Source organism: Kutzneria buriramensis (assembly GCF_003387475.1).
Classification (GTDB): domain Bacteria; phylum Actinomycetota; class Actinomycetes; order Mycobacteriales; family Pseudonocardiaceae; genus Kutzneria; species Kutzneria buriramensis.
Genome location: NZ_QUNO01000004.1, coordinates 588313 through 607482 on the forward strand (window position 1 = coordinate 588313; position 19170 = coordinate 607482).

Sequence of the window (19170 nt, forward strand, 5' to 3'; positions counted from 1 at the left end):
GATCGGCCGCCACCCGAAGCACACACCACCGAGCCGACGCGGCCGATCGACATCCAGCAAAGGCGAGGCGTCGGCTTGGAAGGGGCCGAGCCGCGACGCCGAAGGCGGCGCCAAAGACACAGCGCCGAGCCCCGCGCGGAACGCGCGGCAACAACTCAGCCCGCGACGAGCCGTTCCTCGGCCTCGGGGGCGTAGTGCGCGCGGAGGCGTCCCTCCACCTCGGCGCTGGCGCCGATGGCGTCCAGGCCGAGCAGTGCCGCGCCGGCGACCGGCGGTAAGTCGACCAGGTGCACGTCGGCCAGCGGGGCCACCTCGTGGCAGCGGCGGGTGATCTCCTCGATCATCGCCGGCCCCGAGTTGGTCAGCACGCCGCCGCCGAGCACGATGTCGACCTGCTCCCCGAGCAGGTCCAGTCGCCGCAGGGACACGGTGGCCAGCAGGTAGATCTCCTCGATCAGCCGCTCGACGACGGAGGCGGCGATCGCGTCACCCTCGGCGGCGACGCGGAACAGGAGCGGGCAGAGCTCGTGCACCACCTCACCGCTGATCTCCTCGAAGTGCAGTCCGGCGACGACCTCGCTGATGCTGGTCACGCCGAAGTGCGCGAGGATGGCCGGCAGCAGGGCGGTCTGCGGGCCACGGCCGTCGTCGGCGCGGACGGCGTGCCACAGCGCGTCCCCGCCGATCTGCGAGCCGCCGCCCCAGTCGCCGGAGATCCGGCCCAGCGCGGGAAACCGGTGCACCCGGCCGTCCCGCGCCACCGCGACGCAGTTGATGCCGGCGCCGCACACCACGGCCACGCCGACGCCGTCGGAGGTGCCGGACCGCAGCAGCGCGAACGTGTCGTTGCCGACGGTCGTGGTGTCCGACCAGCCCAGCTTCCCGAACTCGCGCTGGAGGATCTCCTCCTCCCGCGGCAGGTCGGCGCCGGCCAGGTAGGCCGCCGTGTGCCGGGCGAACGGCTTGTTCGTCGCCAGCCCGGCCTTGCTCGCCGCCTCGCACACCATCCGGTTGAACGATTCGAGGCTGGGGTGCAGACCGATGTTCTGCGGCGACGCGCCGGGCCCGCGCACGTGCGAGAGCACGGACCCGTCGTCGTCGATCAGGATCACGTCGGTCTTGCTGTTCCCGCCGTCGATGGCGAGCACGGCGGCCTTCACGCCTTGGCCCATGGCAGTAGGTCCTTGTTCTCCGCGACCAGCTCGTCGGCGAGCTTCTCGGCGATCGAGTACTGGCCGATCAACGGGTGGGCGAGCAGTGCGTCGGCGACCCGGTCGCGGCCGCCGTGAACGGCCGCCTCCAGCGCCAGGTACTCGTACCCGGTCACGTGCGAGATCAGCCCGGCGAAGCCGGGCTCGACCGGCTTGACCGGAAGTGGGGTCGCACCGCGACTGTCCACAATGGCCGGCACCTCGACCACCGCGTCGTCCGGCAGGAACGGCAGCGTGCCGTTGTTGCGCACGTTGACCACGTGCTCCTCGCCGGCGGCGCCGCTGGTCAGGGAGTGCACCAGCTGGACCGCGGCCTCCGAGTAGTAGGCCCCGCCGCGCTGTGACAAAGCCTCGGGCTTGGTCACGACCTTGGGGTCCTGGTAGACCTTCAGCAGTTCGTTCTCGACCTCGATCACGACGTCGGCGCGCGGCCGCTCGTGCTTCTGCTTGGCCACCACCTCGTCGTGCTCGTAGAAGTACTTCAGGTAGTACGACGGCACGACGCCCAGCCGCCGGATCAGCGGCGCGGGAATGCCGATGTGGCCGGCCAGTTCCTCCGAGTGGTCCTCGATCAGCTTCGGCAACACGTTCTCGCCGTTGACGATCAGGCCCCGCTCCCAGGTGAGGTGGTTGAGCCCCACGTGCTCCAGCTTCACCTCGTCCGGCCGCAGGCCCAGCAGCTGCGAGGTCCAGCGCTGGAAGGTGATCGCCACGTTGCACAGGCCGACCGCCTTGTGACCCGCCTGAAGCAGCGCGCGGGTGACGATGCCGACCGGGTTGGTGAAGTTGACGATCCACGTGTCCTCGCCGGCGATCGCCCGCACGCGGTCGGCGATGTCCAGCACCACCGGCACCGTGCGCAGCGCCTTGGCCAGGCCGCCTGCGCCGGTCGTCTCCTGGCCGACGCAGTCGCAGACCAGCGGGAACGTCTCGTCGGACCGGCGGGCGGTCTGGCCCCCGACCCTCAGCTGAAGAAGAACGGCGGACGCACCGTCGACACCCTCCTCGAGAACGCTGGTGGTGCGAACCTTGGCCGGGTGACCGGCGTGGTCGAGCAGGCGCTGGCTGAACGGGCCGACCACCGCGAGACGCTCCGCGTCCGGGTCGACCAGCACGATCTCGTCGACGTCCAGACTGGTGCGGCGGCCGGCGATGCCGTCGATCAGCTCCGGGGTGTAGGTGGAACCGCCCCCTACGACAGTGAGTTTCACCCTTTGACTCCCGTGAAAGTGATCCCCTTGACAAAAGACTTCTGTGCGAACAGGAACAGCACGATCACCGGCACCAGGACGAGAACGGTCGCGGCCATCGTCAGGTTCCACTGCACCTGGTGCATGCCCCGGAAGGACGCCAGGGCCAGGGAGAGCGTCCAGCTGTCCTGCTTCTCGCCCACGTACAGCAGCGGTCCGAAGTAGTCGTTCCAGGTGTAGAGGAAGGTGAACAGGCCGGCCGCGGCCAGGCCCGGCTTGGTCATCGGCACCAGCACCCGGTACAGCATCTGGAACTCGTTGCAGCCGTCCATCCTGGCCGCGTCGAAGTAGTCCTGCGGCACGGTCACGAAGAACTGGCGCAGCAGGAAGATGCTGAAGGCGTCGCCGAGGAAGTACGGCACCACCAGCGGCCACAGCGTGCCGGTCAGGTGCAGGTTCGCCCACATGCTGTAGATCGGCACGGCCACCACCTGCGGCGGCAGCATCATCGCGGCGATCACCAGCATGAAGATGAAGTTGCTGCCCCGGAAGCGCAGCCGGGCCAGCGCGTACGCCGCGGGGATGCTGGACAGCAGCATGCCGGCGGTGGCCAGCACCGAGTACAGCAGGCTGTTGCCGAAGAACTCCAGCATCGGCGCCTTGTCGAACACCTCGAGGAAGTTCTCCGGGTGCCACGAGCGCGGCCACAGGTCCGAGGTGAGCGCCTGCTGGTCGGACATGAACGCGGTGAGCACCACGAACACGATCGGCAGCGCGAAGCCGATGCCCATGGCCAGCGCGACGGCGTGCACGGCGACCCAGCCGACGATGTCGCGCGGGTGCCTCTTCTTGCGCAGTGCCGCCGAACGCGTCGGCGCCGCGGTCGCGGTCAGGGTCGCCATCAGGATGCCTCCGCCTTGCCGGCGCGCAGCTGCCGGATCAGGATCGCGGTGAACGCGAACGAGACGATGAACAGCAGCACCGCCATCGCCGACGCGTAACCCATGTGGTATGAGCGGAATCCCTCGTTGTACATCCACACCGGGAAGGTCAGGGTGCTGTTGTCCGGGAAGCCGATCAGCTTGCTGTTGCCGACCGCGTCGGCCGAGCCGGACGCCACCGAGCCGGCGACCACCGCCTGGGTGAAGTACTGGAGCGCGAAGATGATCGAGTTGACCACGCCGAACAGCAGCACCGGCGCGATGGACGGCAGCGTGATCTTGCGGAACCGCATCCACGGGCCGGCGCCGTCGATCTGCGCCGCCTCGTAGAGGTCCGCGGGCACGTCCAGCATCGCGGCCAGGATGATGATCATCAGCTCGCCGGAGCCCCACAGCGTGAGCAGGGTCAGCGACGGCTTGGACAGGTTCGGGTCGTTGAACCACAGCGGTCCGTTGATGCCGAGCCAGCCCAGGATCGTGTTCACCGGGCCGGTGCCCGGGTTGAACAGGAACACGAACGTCAGCGTCGCGGCCACCGGGGGCGCCAGCGAGGGCAGATAGCACAGCGCGCGCAGGAAGCCGGAGCCGTTGCGCACCTTGGTGAGGATCTGGGCCACGCCCATCGCGAACAGCAGCCGGCCGATGGTCAGGATCACCACGAGCCAGAGCGTGTTGTACGCGGCCGCCTTCACCAGCGGGTCGCTGGTGAACATGAAGACGTAGTTGCGCAAGCCCACGAAGTCGGCGGTGTTCAGACCGTCGTAATTGGTGAACGAGAAGTACACCGTCGCCAGCAGCGGGTACACGAAGAACAGCACCATGCCGGCGGCCCACGGCGCCAGGAAGAGCAGCACCCACTTCAGATGGCGACTGCGCCGCCGCGCCCGCCCCCGGGAGGGAGCGGACGCGGCGGCCGCGTCGGCCGAGCCGAGCAGAGTCGCTGTCATCAGTTGCCGCCGAGCGCCTTGGCGTCGTCGATCGTCTTGTCCGCCTGGGCGAACGCGGCGTGCAGGTCCTTGACCGTGCCGCTCTGCCAGGAGGAGCCGAGGTCCTCGACGGTCTTCAGGTACGCGCCGCCGTTGGGGCTGGCCGGGTTGTTGGCCAGGTTCGGGTTGTCGAACACCTTGAGGAAGGTGTTGAACTGCGCCGGCAGCTTCAGGTCGGAGCTGTGCAGCGCGGCCTTGGTGGTCGGCACGTTGCCCAGGCCGTTGGCCAGCTGCACCAACGCGTTCGTGTCGAAGGACAGGTACTTGATCAGCTCCCACGCGGCGCCGGCGTTCTTGACGCCCTTGGGGATGCCGATGATCGTGCCGGTCACGTAGCCGCCGCCGTACAGGTTCGACTTGTCGTCGGCGACCGGCGAGGGCGCGGTGTCGTAGTTGACGTTCGGGGCGTCGGACTTGAGGAACGCGGTCCGGTACTCACCGTCGTACATCATCGCGACCTGGCCCTTGTTGAAGGCGTGGTCGGGCGAGTACTCCTGGCCGAGGCCCGCGGTGAACTTCTGGAGCTTGTCCCAGCCGTAGAAGTCGACCAGCTGCTTCTGGAAGTTGAACATCTCGGTCCACGCCGGGTCGGTCGCCAGGTCCGACTTCCCGTTGTTGTCCAGCCACTTCGCGCCGAACTGCGGGGCCCACACCTGCGGGTGGTTGGCGTAGAAGCCGAACTGCGGGATGAAGCCGGCCACCTTGATCGAGCCGTCCGCGTTGAACTCGGTCAGCTTCTTGGTGTCCTCGAGCAGCTCGCTCATCGTCTTGGGCGGCGCGGTGATGCCCTTCGCGGCGAACAGGTCCTTGTTGTAGTACAGACCGTAGTCGTCGGCCAGCATCGGCAGCGCGCAGCGGGTGCCCTTGAACTGGGTGTAGTCCTGCACGGCCTGCGGGATCTGGGTGAGGTCCACCTTGTCCCGGTCGATGTAGGGCTTGAGGTCCTGCCACGCGCCGCTCGAGCAGAACTGCCCGATGTTGTCGGTGGAGAACGAGATCGCCACGTCCGGCGGGTTGCCGCCGCGGATGGACTGGGTGATCTTGTCGTCGTCCTGGCTGCCCTGGCTGTTGATCGTGATGTTGGGATGGGCGGTGTGGAAGCCGTCCAGCACCTTGTTCAGGATGCCCAGCTCGCGATCGGCGAAGTTGCTGTAGACGGTGAGCGTGACCTTCTGGTCCGCGCTCGGCGCTTCCTGCGCGCCGTTGGAACCGCCGCCGCCGGCGGTGCACGCCGAGAGCAGCAGGACTAATGCTCCGACCGAACAGGTGGCTGCTCGGGACAGGGCGGCGCGTCTGGGGGTACGCATGGGCCCTCCAAGGACAGGGGGTTTCATCGGCGGATTTGATGCAGCGGCGGCAGCATGTCGTTGGCCGGGAGGCCGAAGACCTCTTCCCTGACCACGGCCAGGGCGGAGTGCATGGCCCCGGCTCGAACGGCGTGGCCGGCGACCAGCGCGAGTTCGACCGGGGTTCGGGGGATGACCAGGCGGCGCAGCTCGGCGGCGACCAGCTCGCACAGCATCGAGCCGCCGGCCTGTGCGACCTCGCCGGACAGCAGGACCAGCTCGGGGTCGACGACGCTGACCACGTTGGCCACGCCGACGGCGATGCGCCGGGCCAGGTCGGTGAGGAACTCGCGGCCGGCGGTGCCCTGGGACAGCGCCTTGGTGACGGCGCCGAGCGCGTGCCGGGCGGAGATTCCGTGCGAGCGGGCCAACTTCGTCACCGACGAGTTGGACAGCAGGTCGCCGTAGCGGGTGCCGGCGCGGTCGATGCCGGTGTCCTGGCGGGAGAGATCCGGCACGCGCATCCAGTCGACCTCGCCGGCGCCGCCGGTGGCGCCGCGCAGCAGCACCCGGTTGATCACGACCGCGGAGCCGACCGCGTCCACCGGCCAGACGAGCACGAAATCGCGCACGTCCACCGCGCGACCCGTGATCATCTCCTCCAGGGCAACCAGGTTGACGTCGTTCTCCACGGTGACCGAGGTGCCGAGCATGTCGTGCAGCCGCCCGACCACGTCGAAGCCCTCCCAGCCGGGCAGGTGCGGCGCGAAACCGAGCTGTCCGGTGGCGGGGTCGACGGCGCCGGGGCTGCCGACCACGACGTGGTGCAGGTCGCTGACCTGCAGGTTGGCGTCGCTGGCGGCCTTGCCCATGGCCTCGTTGAACACGGCGAGCACGTCGGTGCCCTTGGGCATGAGGGCGTGGTGCTCGGTCAGCGTGGCGCCGGAGATGTCGGCGATGGCCACGTCCACCGAGTCGGGGGTGAGGTCGACGGCCGCCACGTGGGCCAGACCGCCGTTGACCGCCCACAGCTGGGCGCGCGGACCCCGGCCGCCGCCGCGCAGACCGTCGCGGCGCACGATGTCCTGGGCCTCCAGGCGGGTCAACAGTTGGGCCGTCGCGGGCTTGGACAGCCCGATGATGCCCTCCAGTTCGGACCGGGTGAGCGGCCCGTTGCGCAGCAGCGCGTCGATCGCCGCGCGATCGTTGATCTCGCGCAGCAGTCTCGGGCTTCCGGCACGCACTGGTTAACTCCTGTCTGTTAACTTTCCAGACGATTTCGTGCCACCGTAGTGACCGCGCTCACCCAGGTCAATGGGTCGTTCATGGAGTATTCAGGTTGTGACAGTGTGTGCAAGTTACCCATTAGGTTTGCCTTACCTGGCAGGCTGAGGGGGTGATCGAGCGGGAAGAGACCTTCGCCCAGCTGCTCGGCGGCCGCAGCGCGGCCCTGGACGCCACGCTGCCGTCGGTCGCCTTTGTGGCCGGATGGCTACTGACAAATCACTCCGTCGGGTGGGCCGCGCTGATCGCGGTGGCGACGGCCGTGGTGGTCGGCGCGATCCGACTCTTCCGCGGCGACAAGATCCGGGCGGTGCTGGTCGGCGCGTTCGTGGTGTCCGTGGCCGCGCTGGTCGCGCTGTACACCGGCCAGGCCATCGACTTCTTCCTGGTGCAGCTGCTCAGCAACGCCGCCAGCGGGCTGGCCTTCGTGGTCAGCTGGGCGATCCGCTGGCCGCTGCTCGGCGTGATCATCGGCGCGCTGCTGGGCCAGCGCACCCGCTGGCGCCAGGACCCGGACCTGCTGCGCGCCTACGGCCGCGCCACTCTGGTCTACGCCATCCAGTACGGCATCCGGGTGATCGTCTTCGGGTACCTGTGGTGGCAGGACGACGTGGTCGCCTCCGGCATCGCGCGGGTCGCGCTGTCCTGGCCGCTCTACGTGCTGATGCTGGCCCCGACCTGGTGGATCTTCCGCCGAACCCTGCCCTTGGACCACCCGGGTCTACGGCATCCGCGAAGTAGGATCCAGGGGGAATCCGACCCGGGGTAGGGAACATGCGGCGAGGCGGCGCGTCGGCGCTGTTCGGCATCGAGCTGCGGCGGCTGCGCCAGCAGCACGGCCTGTCCCTGCGCGACCTGTCCAGGGTCGTCGGCTTCACGCCCGGCTACCTGAGCAAGGTGGAGAACGGCCGCTCGCCGTCGGCGGAACTGGCCCGGGCCTGCGACGACACGCTCGTGGCCGGCGGCGCGCTGCTCGCCATGGCCAACGCCGAGCCGGCCGTGCGCCCGGCCCAGCTGCCCGCCGGCATCCGCCGCTTCGTCGGTCGGGACGACCAGCTCGAACGGCTCGACACCGCCGGCGCGCGGGTCGTGATCATCGACGGGCCGCCGGGCGCGGGCAAGACGATGCTGGCGTTGCACTGGGCGCACCACGCCGTGGACCGCTTCCCCGACGGCCAGCTCTACGTCGATCTGCGTGGGCACTGCGCGGATGACCGCCCGATGGACGCAAGGGTGGCGCTGGACGAGTTCCTCGCGGCGCTGGGCGTGCCGGCCGACGGCATCCCCGACAGCCTGGAGCTCGGCTCGGCGCTGTACCGGTCGATGCTCGCGGACCGGAAGATGCTGGTGGTCCTGGACAACGCCGCCGACGCCGCCCAGGTCCGACCGCTGCTGCCGGCCGCCGCGGGCTGCGTGGCCGTCGTGACGAGTCGCGGGCGCCTGCCCCGCATCGCCGCTTCGCGAGTGACCCTCGGCCCGATGACGCCGGCCGACTCCGTCGCCCTGATCCGGCGCGTGATCGGCGACGAGCGTGCCGACCGTGAGCCGGCGGCCGTCGCCGATCTCGCCGCACGCTGCGACTACCTGCCGCTGGCGCTGCGGATCGCAGCCGAGCGGGTGGTGGCCCAGCCACACTCCCTGGTCCGCGACCTCGTCGAGGAGCTGGACGCCGACGGCCGCCTGAACGTGCTGTCGACGTACGACTCCATTGCCCTGCGGACGGTTTTCGACTGGTCCTACCGGCGGCTGGACGAGGGCTGTGCACGGATGTTCCGGCTGCTCGGGCTGCACCGGGAGTCGCACATCGACCCCGGCGCCGCGGCCGCGCTGGCCGGCGTCACCGAGCCGGTCGCGCACCTGCTGCTCGATCGGCTCGCCGGCGTGCACCTCGTGCAGAAGGTCGGCGACCGGTACCGGCTGCACGGTCTGCTCCGCGAATACGCCGCCGACCCCCGCGAGTCACGCGTGAGGTCGCGCCGGTCTCTGGACCGCGGGCTCAGCTCGATCGAGTCTGTTCATCGATCGAGCTGAGACAAGGGAAGAGACCGGACCTCCAGCGACCTCACCCCGCGCGGAACGCGCGGCACGAGCACCGTCACACCGAAATGCGGTTTCAGGCACCCAGCAGCTGCGGTCGTAGCGACTGGGCGGCCGGTCCGAGCAGCTCCAATCCCGCCAGCCACGCCGCCCCGGCCGCCCCGTCCCGAGCCACCGACACCACCCCGCCGCACGCCTCCGCCAGCGCCGCCAGCAGACGCTCGCCGAGCACCCCGCCGCCCGCCGCGACGCTGCCGATCACCACCACCGGCGTCCGCTCGCCGGCCGACCGGGCGTCCCGGGCGGTCCGCACCAGCCACTCCACCGCCTCGTCGACGATCTCCGTCGCCAGCGGGTCGTGCGCCGCCGCGCCGGCGGCGACGAGCGGTGCCAGCCTGGCCAGGTGGATGGGAGCCTCGGCGTTCACGGCGGTGATCAACCGCGACACCACCGACCGCCGCAGCACGGGATCGCCGCTGACGTCCTGGATGGCCAGCACGTCGGCCAGCACGCTGCGGGCCAGCACGCCCAGCGCGGCGCCGGTGGCCAGCGTGCGCAGGGTGGCGCGCACGGCCTGCCGCCCCAGCCAGAACGCCGATCCCTCGTCACCGAGCAGCCAGCCGAAGCCGCCGGCGATCGCGACCTGACGACGGTTCACGATCCGCGCCGCCGCCGATCCCGTGCCGGCGACCAGCACGGTGCCGTCGGACACGGCCGTGCCGGCGGCGAAGGCAGCCTCACAATCCGTCACGACCCGCAGCCCGCACTTGAGCCCGGCCCCGTGCCACGCGGCGTCGAACAGCGCGGCGACCCGGTCGTCGGCGAGCTTGCTGGCGCCGGCCAGCCCCAGCACGCCGGCGCGCACCCGGTCGGCGGGCACGCCCGCGGACGCCAGCGCGGCGGCGATCGACGCGGCCACCTGCTCGGCGGCCACCTCCGGCGGATGCGAGTTCGGATTGGCCCCGCCGGCCCGCCCGGTGCCCACCCGAGCCCCGCTCAGGTCGGCCACGAGGGCCCGCGTCGTGGTCCCCCCGGCGTCCACGCCGACCAGGTAACCCTCGGTATTCGCCACAACCACCCCACGAAGTCATCGGATCAGTTGACTGATTGTTGCCACCATGAGTCTGGACTTCCCCGGACTCAGCGGATATACATCGGATGTCTTTCGGTACGAGCGAGGAGGAACCCTCCGTGCAGCTGCTGCGCCTCGGCGCTCCCGGTAGCGAGCGCCCCGCCGTCCGCACCGACGAGGGCGTCGTCCACGACCTCACCCCGGTGACGGCGGACATCGACGGAGCCTTCCTCGGCGGGGGCGGTCTGGCCAGAGCCCGTACGGCCCTGAACGCCGGCGAACTGCCCGTGCTGGACGACAGTGGCCTCCGCGTGGGGCCCCCGCTCGCCGGCATCGGCAAGATCATCTGCATCGGGCTGAACTACTCCGACCACGCGGCCGAGACCGGCGCGACCGTGCCGGACGAGCCGGTGATCTTCCTCAAGACGTCGGACACCGTGGTCGGCCCGTACGACGAGGTCCTGGTGCCGCGCAAGTCCGTGAAGACGGACTGGGAGGTCGAGCTCGGCGTCGTGATCGGCAGGACCGCGCGCTACCTCGACACGCACGAGGAGGCGCTGGCCTGCGTCGCCGGCTACGTGCTCTCGCACGACGTCTCCGAGCGCGAGTTCCAGATCGAGCGCGGCGGCACCTGGGACAAGGGCAAGAACTGCGAGACCTTCAACCCGCTCGGACCGCACCTCGTGCCCGCCGACGACGTCGACGACCCGCAGGAACTCGGCCTGCGGCTGTGGGTGAACGGCGAGCTCAAACAGGACTCCTCCACCAAGAACATGATCTTCCCCGTGGCCGAGGTGATCCGGTACCTCAGCCAGTTCATGGTGCTGCGCCCCGGTGATCTGATCAATACCGGCACTCCGGCGGGCGTCGCGCTGGGCCAGCCGGACCCCAAGCCGTACCTGCGGGCGGGTGACGTCGTCGAGTTGGAGATCGACGGCCTCGGCCGCCAGCGGCAGACCTTCGGGGCGGCCTGAGATGGCCCGCATCGTCGCACTCGACGTCCAGGACATCCGGTTCCCCACGTCGCGCGAGCTGGACGGCTCCGACGCGATGAACCCGGACCCGGACTACTCGGCCGCCTACGTCACGCTGCGGACCGACGACGGCCCCGACGGCTACGGCCTGGCCTTCACCATCGGCCGCGGCAACGACGTGCAGGCCGCCGCCATCCGCGCGCTGGGCCCGCACGTGGTCGGCAAGCCGGTGCCCGAGGACGCGGCGGCGCTGGCCGCGCTGTCGTCGGAGCTGATCGGCGATTCGCAGCTGCGCTGGCTCGGCCCCGAGAAGGGCGTCGTGCACATGGCGATCGGCGCGGTGGTCAACGCCGCGTGGGACCTCGCGTCCCGGCGGGCCGGCCTACCGCTGTGGCGGTTCCTGGCCGGCATGACGCCGGAGGAGATCGTCGGACTGGTCGACTTCCGCTACCTGAGCGACGCGCTCACCCCGGACGAGGCGCTGGGCATCCTCCGCAAGGCGGAGCCCACCCGCGCCGGCCGGATCGCGCAGTTGACCGAGCAGGGCTTCCCCGCCTACACCACCTCGCCCGGCTGGCTGGGCTACTCCGACGAGAAGCTGTCGCGGCTGGCCAAGCAGGCCATCACCGAGGGCTTCGACATGATCAAGCTCAAGGTCGGCGGCGACCTGGACGACGACGTGCGGCGGATGAAGCTCGCCCGGGAGGTGGTCGGCCCCGGCGTGCGCGTCGCCGTGGACGCCAACCAGCGTTGGGACACCGACATCGCGATCCGCTGGATGCGCGAGCTGGCGCCGTACGGGCCGTACTGGATCGAGGAGCCGACCTCGCCGGACGACGTGCTGGCGCACCGGGCGATCGCCGACGCGCTGGCCCCGATCAAGATCGCCACCGGCGAGCACGTGCAGAACCGCGTGGTGTTCAAGCAGCTGCTCCAGGCCGGCGCGGTCGACGTGGTGCAGATCGACGCCTGCCGCGTCGGCGGCGTCAACGAGAACATCGCGATCCTGTTGCTGGCGGCCAAGTTCGGCGTGCCGGTGTGCCCGCATGCCGGCGGCGTCGGCCTGTGCGAGCTGGTCCGGCACCTGTCCTTCTTCGACTACGCCGCGGTCTCCGCCTCGCTGGACGGCCGCGTCATCGAGTGGGTGGACCACCTGCACGAGCACTTCCTGGACCCGGCGGGCGTGGTCAACGGCCGCTACACCGCGCCGAACCAGCCCGGCTTCTCGGCCCGGTTGCGGGACGAGACGCTGAGCCAGTACGTCTATCCGGACGGTCCAGTGTGGACGGAGGTTGTGGCATGACCGACTTCGACGGCCTGGCGGCGATCGTCACCGGCGGAGCATCCGGCATCGGCCGCGCCACGGCGGAACTGCTGGCCGCGCGCGGTGCGCGGGTCGCGGCGCTGGACCTCAACCCGGACCAGGTCGCCGACCCCGTCGTCGGAATCCGGTGCGACGTCACGGATGACGCGAGCGTGCGGGCGGCCGTGGCGGAAGCGGCCGAGCGCTTCGGCCGGCTGGACATCGTCATCAACAACGCCGGCATCGGGGCCCAGGGCGACGTCGCCGCCAACGACGACGCGCAGTGGGCGCAGGTGCTGGACGTGAACGTGATCGGCATGGCTCGGGTCAGCCGCGCCGCGCTGCCGCACCTGCGGCAGTCGCCGGCGGCCGCGATCGTCAACACCTGCTCCATCGCCGCCTGGGCTGGTCTGCCCCAGCGGGCGCTGTACTCCGCCAGCAAGGGCGCGGTGTACGGGCTGACCCTGGCGATGGCCGCCGACCACGTGCGGGAGGGCATCCGGGTCAACGCCGTGGCGCCCGGCACCGTGGACACACCCTGGGTGGGCCGGCTGCTCGACGCCGCCGCCGACCCCGCCGCCGAACGGGCCGCGCTGCAGGCGCGCCAGCCGTCCGGGCGGCTCGTCACCGCCGACGAGGTCGCGCACGCCGTCTGCTACCTCGCCAGCCCCCTGTCGGGATCGACCGCCGGCACCGTGCTCGCGGTGGACGGCGGCATGTACGGCCTGCGCCTTCGGCCGCCGAGTTAGACGAGAAACGAGGAACGATGGACAAGCGCAGCATCCTCACCGTGGCGGTGTGCGTAGCGCTCGCCGGCACGCTGGCCGCCTGCAACAGAGGCGACGCCGCCGGAGGTGGCGGCGACAACGCCAGCGTCGGGCCGATCGGCGTGGACTTCCCCCGGGCCGACACGGACTTCTGGAACTCGTACAACAAGTACGTGCCGACCGAGGCCAAGGACCTCGGCATCAACCTGATGACCCCGACCAACTCCCAGAACGACATCACCAAGCTGGTGTCCAACGTGCAGGCGCTGACCGCGCAGGGGGCCAAGGCGATCGTGATGGCCCCGCAGGACACCGGAGCCATCGCCAGCACCATCACCCAGCTCAACCAGCAGAAGATCCCGGTCGTCACGGTCGACACCCGGCCGGACAAGGGCGGCGCCTACATGGTTGTCCGCGCGGACAACAAGGCGTACGGCCAGAAGGCGTGCAAGTACCTGGGTGACAAGCTCGGCGGCAAGGGCAAGGTGGTCGAGTTCGAGGGCGACCTGTCCTCGATCAACGGCCGCGACCGCTCGGAGGCGTTCGGCGACTGCATCAAGCAGAACTACCCGGGCATCACGGTGTTCGCCGAGCCGACCAACTGGGAGGGCGCCAAGGCGTCGGCCGCGCTGCAGACCGACCTGACCGCCAACCCGGACATCAACGGCATCTACATGCAGGCCGGCGGCGCGTTCCTGGCCGCGACGCTGCAACTGCTGAAGTCCACCAACCACCTGATCCCGGCCGGCCAGCCCGGACACATCGCGATCGTCTCCAACGACGGCATCCCGCAGGAGTTCGACGCGATCCGGCAGGGCCAGATCGACGCCACCGTGTCGCAGCCGGCCGACCTGTACGCCAAGTGGGCGCTGTTCTACGCCAAGGCCGCGGTGCAGGGCAAGACGTTCAAGGCCGGCCCGACCGACCACAACAGCACGATCCTGGACGTCGGCGGCGGCCAGCTGGAGGACCAGCTGCCGGCCCCGCTGGTGACCAAGGACAACGTGGACGACAAGAGCCTCTGGGGCAACCAGGTAGCGAAGTGATGAACGCAGTCGAGGCCAGCAACATCACCAAACGGTTCGGGCAGACCGTCGCGCTGAACGACGTGCACATCACCGTCGCCGACGGGGAGACGCACGCGCTGGTCGGCCGCAACGGCGCCGGCAAGTCCACCCTGGTCTCCATGCTGACCGGCCTGAACCGGCCGGACAGCGGGGAGATCACGTTCCGCGGCGAGCCGGCGCCGGCGCTGTCCGACCGTCAGGCGTGGCGGACGAAGGTGGCGTGCGTCTACCAGAAGTCCACCATCATCCCGACCCTGACCGTCGCCGAGAACCTGTTCATCAACCGGCAGAATCTCGACGGCGGCGCGGTGATCAGCTGGTCTCGGCTGCGTCGCAAGGCATCGGACGTGCTCGGCGAGTACGGCGTGGACGTGGATCCCAATGTCGAGGCGGCGACGCTGACCGTCGAGCAGCGGCAGTTGGTGGAGATCGCCCGCGCGCTGTCGTTCGGCGCCAAGTTCATCATTCTCGACGAGCCGACCGCCCAGCTGGACGGTCCGGCGATCGAGCGGCTGTTCGAGCGGATGCGCTCGCTGCGGGCGGCCGGGGTGACATTCCTGTTCATCTCCCATCACCTCCAGGAGATCTTCGAGATCTGCCAGACGGTGACGGTGTTCCGGGACGCCCGGCACATCGTCACCAGTCCGGTCGCCGACCTGTCCAAGGACCAGCTGGTGGAGGCCATGACCGGCGAGGCGGTCGGCCTCGGCGCCGTCGCGAGCCGGCCGGCGGTCGGCTCGGAGTCCGTCCTGGACATCCGCGATCTGGCTCTGGGCAAGCACTTCAGCGGCATCGACCTGTCGGTGCGCCGGGGCGAGGTGGTCGGCATCGCCGGCTCGGCCAGCAGCGGCAAGGTGGAGCTGGGCGAGGTGATCGTCGGTCTGCGCAAGGCCGACGCCGGAACCGTTGCGGTGTCAGGGAAATCCCTGAAGCCGGGTAGCGTGCCGGCGGCCCTGGCCGGTGGCGTCGGCTTCGTGCCGGAGGACCGCCACAAGGAGGGTTTCGTGCCCGGCCTGAGCATCGCGGAGAACGCGACGTTCCCGATCGCCGGGCGACTGGGCCGGTTCGGCTCGATCTCCGGCCGGCGGCGGGACCAGGTGGCGGCCAGGATGATCGACGAGCTGGCGATCAAGACGTCCGGGCCGGACCAGGACGTGGCCGACCTGTCCGGTGGCAACCAGCAGAAGGTCGTGATGGCGCGGGCGCTGTCCAGCGAGCCGGACCTGCTGGTGCTGATGGACCCGACCGCGGGCGTGGACGTGAAGTCCAAGGAGAACCTGCTGGACGCGGTGGACCGGGCGGCCGCCGCCGGCGCCGCGGTGCTGGTGATCTCCGACGAGCTGGACGACCTGCGTCCCTGCGACCGGGTGCTGGTGATGTTCCACGGCTCGGTGGCCGGCGAGTTCCCCGCCGGCTGGACCGACAACGAGCTGGTCAGTGTGATCGAAGGGATCGGGGAGAGCAGTGGTGAGTGACGTGTCCACCCCGGTCGTGGCCGCCCGGCCGCGACTACAAGTCGCCAAGCTGCGCGACCTGGCGCTGCTGCCGGCGATCCTGGTGCTGCTGGTCGTCGGCTTCATCGCCAGCCCGATCTTCCTGACCAGCGGCAACCTGCTCAACGTCGTGCAGCAGCAGTCCGAGCTGGGCCTGGTCGTGCTCGGCGAGGCGCTGGTGCTGATCGTCGGCAAGATGGACCTGTCGCTGGAGTCGACCCTGGGCTTCGCGCCGGCGCTGGCCATGGTCCTGGTGCTGCCGACGTCGGAGAACGGCCTCGGCCTCGGGCTGCCCGAGTGGACCGCGCTGCCGGTCTGCCTGCTGGCCGGCGTGGCCATCGGCGCCGTCAACGCGTTCCTGGTGCTGCGGCTGCAGCTGTCCGGCTTCATCATCACGCTGGGCATGCTGATCACCATTCGTGGCCTCCAGCAGGGCCTCACCGTCGGCCAGTCGCTGTCCAGCCCGAACATGCCGTCGCTGTACTACCTGGGCAACGCGGTGTGGTTCGGCGTGCACGCGTCGATCTGGATCTTCCTCGCGCTGTTCGTGATCGCCATCGCCTTCGTGGGCTACTTCCGGCACGGCCGCTCGCTGTACGCCATCGGCGGCAACGAGGCCGCGGCCAAGGCCGCCGGTATCCGCACCACCCGCGTCGCCGCCATCGTGCTGATCGTGGCCAGCGTGCTGGCCGCGCTGGCCGGCGCCATGATGGTCGGCCACTACGGCTCCATCACCGCCAACCAGGGCTCCGGCTGGATCTTCAACGCCTTCGCCGCGGCCGTGCTCGGCGGCGTCAGCCTCAACGGCGGCAAGGGCACCCTGTTCGGCGCCATGTGCGGCGTGCTGATGCTCGGCCTGGTGCAGAACATCCTCACCCTGGCGCACGTGAACCCGTACTGGCTCGGCGCGATCAACGGGGCCATCATCATCGGTGCGCTGGTGCTCGCGCGGCTGACGACCGGAAAGGCCCAGGATTAGTGGAGATCCGCGGACTCGGCTTCGGCGGAGCGCCGATCGGGAACCTGTACGCCGAGGTGTCGGACGCGGACGCGCGTGCGACCGTCGACGCCGCGTGGGACGCGGGCGTGCGGTACTTCGACACCGCCCCGCACTACGGCCTCGGCCTCTCCGAGCGACGCCTCGGCGCCGCGCTGGCCGACCGTCCGCGCGACGAGTTCGTCCTCTCCACCAAGGTCGGCCGGATCCTCGAGCCTCGCGACGGCGGGGGGCTCGATGACGCCGGCTTTCTCGTGCCCGCCACACACCGGCGGGTGTGGGACTTCAGCGCCGACGGCGTGCGCCGGTCGCTGGACTCCTCGCTGGAACGCCTCGGCGTGGATCGGGTGGACGTCGTCTACCTGCACGATCCCGACGACCACTGGGAGCAGGCCGTCTCCGAGGGGTTGCCGGCGCTGCACGCGCTGAAGGAACAGGGCGTGATCGGCGCCGTCGGCGTCGGCATGAACCAGTGGCAGATGCCCGAGCGGTTCATTCGCGAGGCGTCGCTGGACTACGTCATGCTCGCCGGCCGGTACACGCTGCTGGAGCAGGAATCGCTGGCCTCCTTCCTGCCGCTGTGCGTGGAACGGGGCGTGTCGGTGGTGGCGGTGGCGGTGTTCAACTCCGGTCTGCTGGCGCGGCCCGAGGTGCCCGTCGACGCCACGTACAACTACGCCGCGGCCCCGGCCGAGGTGATGGAGAAGGCCCGGCGCATCGCGTCCGTCGGCAAGCGGCACGGGGTCGTGCTGCCGCAGGCGGCGCTGCAGTTCCCGTTCGGCCACCCCGCGGTGACGGGCATTGCCGTCGGCGCGCGGACGCCGGCGGAGATCACCGAGAACGCGGCGCTGCTGGCGGAGACCGTGCCGGCGGAGCTGTGGGCGGACCTCAAGGCCGAGGGCCTGTTGGGGGCCGACGTACCGACGCCGGGAGTCGCTTCGTGAGGGTTGACGCGCATCACCACATGTGGGACCTGGCCGTCCGCGACCAGCCCTGGACGGCCGACCCGGACGTCGCCGACACCCTGCACCGCACGTTCCTCCTGACCGACCTGACGCCGCTGACCTCGGCGGCCGGCATCGACGCCAGCGTGCTCGTCCAGACGATCACTGTGCCCGAGGAGACTCCGGAGTTCCTCGCCCTGGCCGAGGAGTCCCCGCTAGTCCAGGCGGTCACCGGCTGGACGGACCTGACCGCGCCGGACGTCGCCGAGACCCTCGCGGCGTTGCGGGCCAGCCACGGCGGCCGGTGGCTGAAGGGCATCCGCCACCAGGTGCAAGGGGAGCCCGACCCCGACTGGCTCATCCGCGACGACGTGCTGCGCGGCCTGAAGGCGGTAGGGGAGGCGGGCCTGGTGTACGAACTGCTCACCTATCCGCACCAGCTGCCGGCGGCCACCCGGGCGGCGGCAGAGCTGCCGGGCACCCGGTTCGTGCTCGATCACTGTTCGAAGCCTCCGATCACCAGCGGTGACCTGGAGCCGTGGGCGACGCGCCTGCGTGCGCTGGCGGCGCTGCCGAACGTGACGTGCAAGCTGTCCGGCCTGGTCACGGAGGCCAGCCCGGACTGGACCGTCGCCGACCTGCGCCCGTACGTCGAGGTCGTGCTGGACGCGTTCGGCCCCGATCGGGTGATGTTCGGCTCGGACTGGCCGGTCTGCCTGCTCGCCGCCACGTACGCCGAGGTCGTGGAGGCAACCGCCGAGCTCATCGGGGGTCTGTCCGAGACCGAGCAGGACGCGGTGCTCGGCGGCACCGCGGCCCGGGTCTACGGGATCACGCCAGGTCTTTGAGCCACTGCTCCACGCCGGCCACGTGCACGGTCGACCATGACCGGGCCAGGTCGGGCTGCCGCGCGGCCAGCGCGTCGACGATCGCCCGGTGCTCGGCGACGGTGCGGTCCACGGCGCTGGCCTGCGTGATGCCGCGCCAGATGCGCACCCGCACGGTCGGGCCGGCCAGCGTGTCCAGCAGCTGCGCCAGGTAGGCGTTGCCGGAGGCCTGCACCACCCGGCGGTGGAACTCCAGGTCGTGCTCGACCAGCTCCTCGACGGATTCGGCCGCGGCGGCCGCGTCGCACAGCTCCCGCAGGGCGATGACCTCCTGGTCGTCGATGCGCTGCGCGGCCATCGCGGCGGCGGCCGGCTCCAGGATGCGGCGGACCTCCAGCACCTCCTGCACCGAGTCCTCGCCGCTGTGCAGGTCCAGCACGAACGACAGCGCCCCGAGCAGGTCGTCGGCCCGCAGGCTGGACACGTAGGTGCCGTCGCCCTGCCGCACGTCCAGCACCCTGACCAGCGACAACGCCTTCACGGCCTCGCGCAGTGAGTTGCGGGACAGGCCGAGGCGCTCGGCCAGGTCCGCCTCGCGGGGCAGCCGGTCGCCCGGCTTCAGCTCCCCGGAGACGATCATCTCCTTCACGCGCAGGATCGCGTCGTCGGTGACTGCCACGACCGCCTCGAATTCGTCGATCAGACCTCGGATGTTTCCCGTCCAGTATGCGTCATGGTCCGTCCTGTCGTGATCGCCGGGCTGGTGGCGGCCGTTCGGGTAGCCCGTTCGG

At 70.5% G+C, this 19170-nt stretch carries 18 protein-coding genes; 10 read left to right on the plus strand and 8 right to left on the minus strand.

Annotated features, from left to right (window positions below):
* Window positions 1-155: 155 nt before the first annotated feature.
* The 6 genes from BCF44_RS14865 to BCF44_RS14890 are packed head-to-tail and all read right to left on the minus strand — an operon-like array spanning window position 156 to window position 6858.
* Window positions 156-1172, minus strand: coding sequence for an N-acetylglucosamine kinase (locus BCF44_RS14865; protein WP_170217534.1), 1017 nt, complete (start codon window positions 1170-1172; stop codon window positions 156-158).
* Window positions 1157-2422, minus strand: coding sequence for a 6-phospho-beta-glucosidase (locus BCF44_RS14870; protein ID WP_116174806.1), 1266 nt, complete (start codon window positions 2420-2422; stop codon window positions 1157-1159). The genes BCF44_RS14865 and BCF44_RS14870 overlap by 16 nt, the downstream gene beginning before the upstream one ends.
* The gene (locus BCF44_RS14875) at window positions 2419-3303 is read right to left on the minus strand and encodes a carbohydrate ABC transporter permease (RefSeq protein WP_116174807.1); all 885 of its coding nucleotides are present in this window, start codon (window positions 3301-3303) and stop codon (window positions 2419-2421) included. The genes BCF44_RS14870 and BCF44_RS14875 overlap by 4 nt, the downstream gene beginning before the upstream one ends.
* Entirely contained in the window at window positions 3303-4289 is a 987-nt protein-coding gene (locus BCF44_RS14880) for a carbohydrate ABC transporter permease (protein ID WP_116174808.1), read from the minus strand. Before BCF44_RS14880 ends, BCF44_RS14875 begins: the two co-directional genes overlap by 1 nt.
* A complete protein-coding gene (locus BCF44_RS14885; RefSeq protein WP_116174809.1) occupies window positions 4289-5635 on the minus strand; it encodes an ABC transporter substrate-binding protein in 1347 nt (448 codons plus the stop codon). Before BCF44_RS14885 ends, BCF44_RS14880 begins: the two co-directional genes overlap by 1 nt.
* A 23-nt stretch (window positions 5636-5658) precedes the next feature.
* A complete protein-coding gene (locus BCF44_RS14890) occupies window positions 5659-6858 on the minus strand; it encodes an ROK family transcriptional regulator (protein WP_116174810.1) in 1200 nt (399 codons plus the stop codon).
* Window positions 6859-7010: 152 nt separating this feature from the next.
* Here BCF44_RS14890 and BCF44_RS14895 point away from each other — a divergent pair, with 152 nt between their 5' ends.
* Together BCF44_RS14895 and BCF44_RS14900 are read left to right on the plus strand one after the other, a co-directional pair.
* On the plus strand, window positions 7011-7667 hold the full coding sequence (locus tag BCF44_RS14895) for a DUF3159 domain-containing protein (protein ID WP_116174811.1): 657 nt from the start codon (window positions 7011-7013) through the stop codon (window positions 7665-7667).
* Between the two features lie 5 nt (window positions 7668-7672).
* A complete protein-coding gene (locus BCF44_RS14900; RefSeq protein ID WP_116174812.1) occupies window positions 7673-8929 on the plus strand; it encodes an ATP-binding protein in 1257 nt (418 codons plus the stop codon).
* An 82-nt stretch (window positions 8930-9011) separates the two neighbouring features.
* On the opposite strand, the gene BCF44_RS14905 is transcribed toward BCF44_RS14900, so the two are convergent.
* Entirely contained in the window at window positions 9012-10007 is a 996-nt protein-coding gene (locus BCF44_RS14905; RefSeq protein WP_116174813.1) for an N-acetylglucosamine kinase, read from the minus strand.
* Window positions 10008-10126: 119 nt separating this feature from the next.
* Between BCF44_RS14905 and BCF44_RS14910 the strand changes: the two genes are divergently transcribed.
* From BCF44_RS14910 to BCF44_RS14945, 8 genes are read left to right on the plus strand one after another with little or no spacing between them, the layout of a single operon-like run.
* Window positions 10127-10981 (plus strand): fumarylacetoacetate hydrolase family protein, encoded by an 855-nt coding sequence (locus BCF44_RS14910; protein WP_116174814.1) that lies wholly within the window; start codon window positions 10127-10129, stop codon window positions 10979-10981.
* 1 nt (window position 10982) lies between these two features.
* Window positions 10983-12284, plus strand: coding sequence for an enolase C-terminal domain-like protein (locus BCF44_RS14915; RefSeq protein WP_116174815.1), 1302 nt, complete (start codon window positions 10983-10985; stop codon window positions 12282-12284).
* The gene (locus BCF44_RS14920) at window positions 12281-13033 is read left to right on the plus strand and encodes an SDR family NAD(P)-dependent oxidoreductase (RefSeq protein ID WP_116174816.1); all 753 of its coding nucleotides are present in this window, start codon (window positions 12281-12283) and stop codon (window positions 13031-13033) included. The genes BCF44_RS14915 and BCF44_RS14920 overlap by 4 nt, the downstream gene beginning before the upstream one ends.
* A gap of 17 nt (window positions 13034-13050) precedes the next feature.
* Window positions 13051-14097, plus strand: a complete 1047-nt coding sequence (locus BCF44_RS14925; protein WP_116174817.1) for a sugar ABC transporter substrate-binding protein — start codon at window positions 13051-13053, stop codon at window positions 14095-14097.
* Window positions 14097-15593, plus strand: a complete 1497-nt coding sequence (locus BCF44_RS14930) for a sugar ABC transporter ATP-binding protein (RefSeq protein ID WP_116174818.1) — start codon at window positions 14097-14099, stop codon at window positions 15591-15593. Before BCF44_RS14925 ends, BCF44_RS14930 begins: the two co-directional genes overlap by 1 nt.
* Window positions 15586-16590 carry an ABC transporter permease gene (locus BCF44_RS14935; protein WP_246015054.1) on the plus strand — a complete coding sequence of 335 codons (1005 nt, stop codon included), beginning with the start codon at window positions 15586-15588 and terminating at the stop codon, window positions 16588-16590. Before BCF44_RS14930 ends, BCF44_RS14935 begins: the two co-directional genes overlap by 8 nt.
* The gene (locus BCF44_RS14940) at window positions 16590-17552 is read left to right on the plus strand and encodes an aldo/keto reductase (RefSeq protein ID WP_116174820.1); all 963 of its coding nucleotides are present in this window, start codon (window positions 16590-16592) and stop codon (window positions 17550-17552) included. Before BCF44_RS14935 ends, BCF44_RS14940 begins: the two co-directional genes overlap by 1 nt.
* Entirely contained in the window at window positions 17549-18400 is an 852-nt protein-coding gene (locus BCF44_RS14945) for an amidohydrolase family protein (protein ID WP_116174821.1), read from the plus strand. The genes BCF44_RS14940 and BCF44_RS14945 overlap by 4 nt, the downstream gene beginning before the upstream one ends.
* Here BCF44_RS14945 and BCF44_RS14950 read toward each other — a convergent pair.
* A complete protein-coding gene (locus BCF44_RS14950) occupies window positions 18384-19058 on the minus strand; it encodes a FadR/GntR family transcriptional regulator (protein WP_116174822.1) in 675 nt (224 codons plus the stop codon). The two genes, BCF44_RS14945 and BCF44_RS14950, sit on opposite strands and share 17 nt — an antisense overlap.
* Window positions 19059-19170: the final 112 nt, after the last annotated feature.